Raw genomic sequence first — 3,279 nt, 5'->3', positions numbered from 1 at the left:
ACACACCTCGACGCGTGGAAGAAGTTCGGCCCGGACCCGCGATGGGTCGCGATGAAGGACAAGCCGCAGTACAAGGACAACACGTCGAAGAACACCGCGCGCTTCCTGGTGCCGCGGCCCTACTCCGGGATCTAGGTCACCCGCTTCGCCGCGGCGCGTCTCGCCCCCCACGCGCCGCGACTCCCGACTCCCGACTCCCGACTACCCTGGCCCGGTGGATCTGGCAGCGGGTCAAGCAGGACACCTGCGACGCGGGAGGCGTCTACCGTCCCTCGGAGGGCCCGGGCGGCGGCGCCCCGCGCTCCTGAGCGCGACACGGCGACTTGCGCCGGCCCGCCGCATCTGGCTTACTGGGATCTGTTGATGTGGCAGGACCGTCCTAGCGGATGAAGGGGGACAACATGCAACGACAACAACACTTCGTGGCGGCCATGCTGGTGGCGGCCAGCCTCCTGGGCAGCAGCGTGACGAGCGCGGCACAGGGGGGCGACGAGGTCCAGCAACTGGCACGCATGGCCGCCATGGCCGAGTCTGCCGAACAGCACGCCAGGGTTGCCGATGCCTACGGTGACCGGGCCGCCCGCCTCGAGCGGGAGGCCAAGCGCCTCGACAAGAAGGCGCAACAGCTCGAGCAGGGCTGGTATCCCCACGAGTACAAGGCGGCGCCGATGCACCGGGCCGGCTACACCGAGCGGCAGGACGCGGCTCGCGCCCGCAAGGACGCGCAGGGCATGCGCCAGCTGGCGCAAAAGCACGCGCGCACCGCCGTCGACATCAGGAACGCTCCGGAGTAGTCGCCCCGGCTGGGGTAGGCTTTGCGGCGTGAGCACGGCGTCACCCCCGCACGTCTGGCGCGCCTTCGACGGGCTGCGAGGCGCGTTGTGTCTGGTGGTGGCGCTGTTCCATCTCAAGCCGCGCCTGGCACCGGGCGGCCCGCTCACGCTCGAAGTCTTCTGCGCGCTCAGCGGATTCGTGATCGCGCACGCGCTGTGGTCCGAGGCGACGACGCTCGGGCACCTGCGGCTGGGCGCCTACGCCGTCCGGCGCGCGGCGCGGGTGCTCCCCGCACTGCTGCTGGTCCTCGCGGTGTTCACGGTTGCCGCCCGTCTCTGGGCGACTCCGGCGTGGGGCGACGTGGACCGCGATGCCTGGGTGGCGGCGACGTTCCGCGCCAACCTGACCCGGGCCCGCGGGCTGGACCACCCCCTGTTGTTCGGACACACCTGGTCGGTCGCACTGGAAGCCCAGTTCTACCTGCTGCTCCCGCTGGTGCTCGCCGCCTGTCGGCTGGCGTCCCCTCGCCCGCACCTCGCCGCCGCCATCACCGCCATCCTCGGCGTGACGTCGCTCGTCGTGCGCCACGCCCCGTGGTCGCCCGGTGACCTCGTGTGGCTGTACAACGCGCCTGCGAGCCGTCTTGCCGCACCGTTGCTCGGCGCAGCCCTGGCGCTGATCCGCTTCGATGTCGACATCCGGAGGCGCCTGGACGACTGGTGGAGCCACCCACGCGTCCTCACGGTGGCGGCCGGCCTGCTGACCGCGAGCTTCGCCATCCCGTGGCGACGGCTGGGCCTGCTGATGCCGGCCCTGACCCTGGCACTGGCCCTCTCGCTGCCGCTGCTGGTGTCGGCTCTGGCCGATCGGCCTCGCCATGCCGGAGCGGCCGACCAGGTCCTGCGGCATCCCGCCGTCCTGCGCGCAGGCGACGTGTCGTACCCGTTCTTCCTGTGGCACTACCCTGTCTTCGGCGTGCTGTTCTTCGCCGACTGGCACTGGCTGGCGGTGGGCCTGGTCGGCCTGCCGCTCTCGTGGGGCCTGGCGGTGCTGGTGCACGACCACGTCGAGTGGCCGATCCGCGAAGCGGCCCGCCGGCTCACGCGCCGTCCCAGCCCACTTCCTTGAGGAGGGCGAGCACGCGCTGCCCCGCCGACGTCTTCCACTCGGCCGGCCCGAGGCGGGAAGCGAGCACCTGCAGCGCCCGGCCCACCTCGACTTCCGGATCGGACAGGACGCCGTCGAACTGCGGATCGAGCAGGTGCGACGTGCCGCTCGCTGCCCGCATGCCGATGTAGTCCAGCAACACCAGCAGGCGCCTCACCGCATCCTGCTCGAGCGCGGGGTCGCCGTGCGCGCTCGCCCACTCCTCGGTCGAGGCCGGGATGATCCGCACGTCGCGCTCCCAGAGATCCTGCTTGAACGGCTCGGCAAACAGCGCCAGCGCCGTGCCGAACGGCTGGTCGCCCACACCGGCGGCCGTCATCGTGCTGCGCACGTCGTGCAGGATGCGGTGGAAGTTGTCGTCGCGCAGCGAGAAGCCGACGAACAGCATGTGGCGCGTCACCATCAGCGCCTGCACGATGCCGGCGAGCGCCGCCCGGCTCGACGAGAACCGCAGGTAGTCGTCGCGCGTCAGCACGATGTGCTCGGGGTGCGTCACGCAGCCGTGCAGCTTGAGCAACCAGCGCCGACGCGTCGGCGCCGGCTTGTAGGGCAGGATCGCGCAGTCGATGCCCACGTCGCGTGAGGCACCCTCGAACAGCTCGTCGTAGTTGGTGGTGGCGGCCTGCGACACGGGCAGCGAGGCCAGCAGCGTCTGCGTGAGTGGGCGGAACGGGCTGGCCGTCATCATCAACGCGATGTGCTCGCCCAGGCGGCGGTGACTACTGGCCTCGAGACGCATCTGCACGATGCGCGCGCGGTCGAGTTCGTCGAGATTGCGAAGCTTGGCGCGCTCGTCGTCCGAGAAGCCCGCCTGCGCGGCCAGCCGGTCGAGCAGGTCGCCCCAGCCCGGCAACCCGCCACCGATGCTCGCACCCGCCCCGATGAACAGGACGAGGTCGCCGCGCCGGGCATAGCCGGCCAGCGTGTCGCCTTCCCTGCGGAGTTCTGGCGTGAGCAACGCGTCGAACGTCGTGTCGGTGATCGACGCACGGGCCGCCTGCACTGCGGCATAGGTCCGCTCGCGCATGAGCACGAGGGCCACATCCACGCCCTTCTCGCTCGCCACGGCGCCGAGGCGCGGCAACAGCGCCTTGACGATGTCGCCGGATCGGTGGCGACCGCCGCCCAGTCCGGTCCCGACCAGGGGCAGGCCGACGAGCGGCCGCCGACCGGCCGCGCCCTTGATCGTCTGCCCGCCGAGCGCATCGGCCGCGCGCTCGAGCGCTTCGCATGCGCCCTCGACGAACCACTCGCTGCTCACGGGCGACTCGGCGCCCACGTTGGTCCACACGCGCAGCCGTTGGTCCTCACCACTGCCGGGCTGGTGGACGAAGGCGC

At 71.5% G+C, this 3,279-nt stretch carries 3 protein-coding genes; 2 read left to right on the top strand and 1 reads right to left on the bottom strand.

All coding sequences use genetic code 11. The features are described 5' to 3' along the window. The first annotated feature begins 401 nt into the window (after positions 1-401). On the top strand, positions 402-794 hold the full coding sequence (locus tag ACIRDX_RS22090) for a hypothetical protein (RefSeq protein ID WP_396627578.1): 393 nt from the start codon (positions 402-404) through the stop codon (positions 792-794). A gap of 28 nt (positions 795-822) precedes the next feature. Beyond that, entirely contained in the window at positions 823-1,902 is a 1,080-nt protein-coding gene (locus ACIRDX_RS22085) for an acyltransferase family protein (protein ID WP_396627577.1), read from the top strand. Here ACIRDX_RS22085 and ACIRDX_RS22080 read toward each other — a convergent pair. Then, positions 1,874-3,279, bottom strand: a 1,406-nt coding sequence (locus ACIRDX_RS22080; protein ID WP_396627576.1) for an SIR2 family NAD-dependent protein deacylase, incomplete at its 5' end; no start/stop codon positions are given. The genes ACIRDX_RS22085 and ACIRDX_RS22080 overlap by 29 nt on opposite strands.

Origin of the sequence: Luteitalea sp. (genome assembly GCF_044337415.1) — a bacterium.
Taxonomy (GTDB): Bacteria; Acidobacteriota; Vicinamibacteria; order Vicinamibacterales; family Vicinamibacteraceae; genus Luteitalea.
Note: the sequence above shows the minus strand (reverse complement) of the source record. Positions and strands in the feature narration are given on the sequence as shown.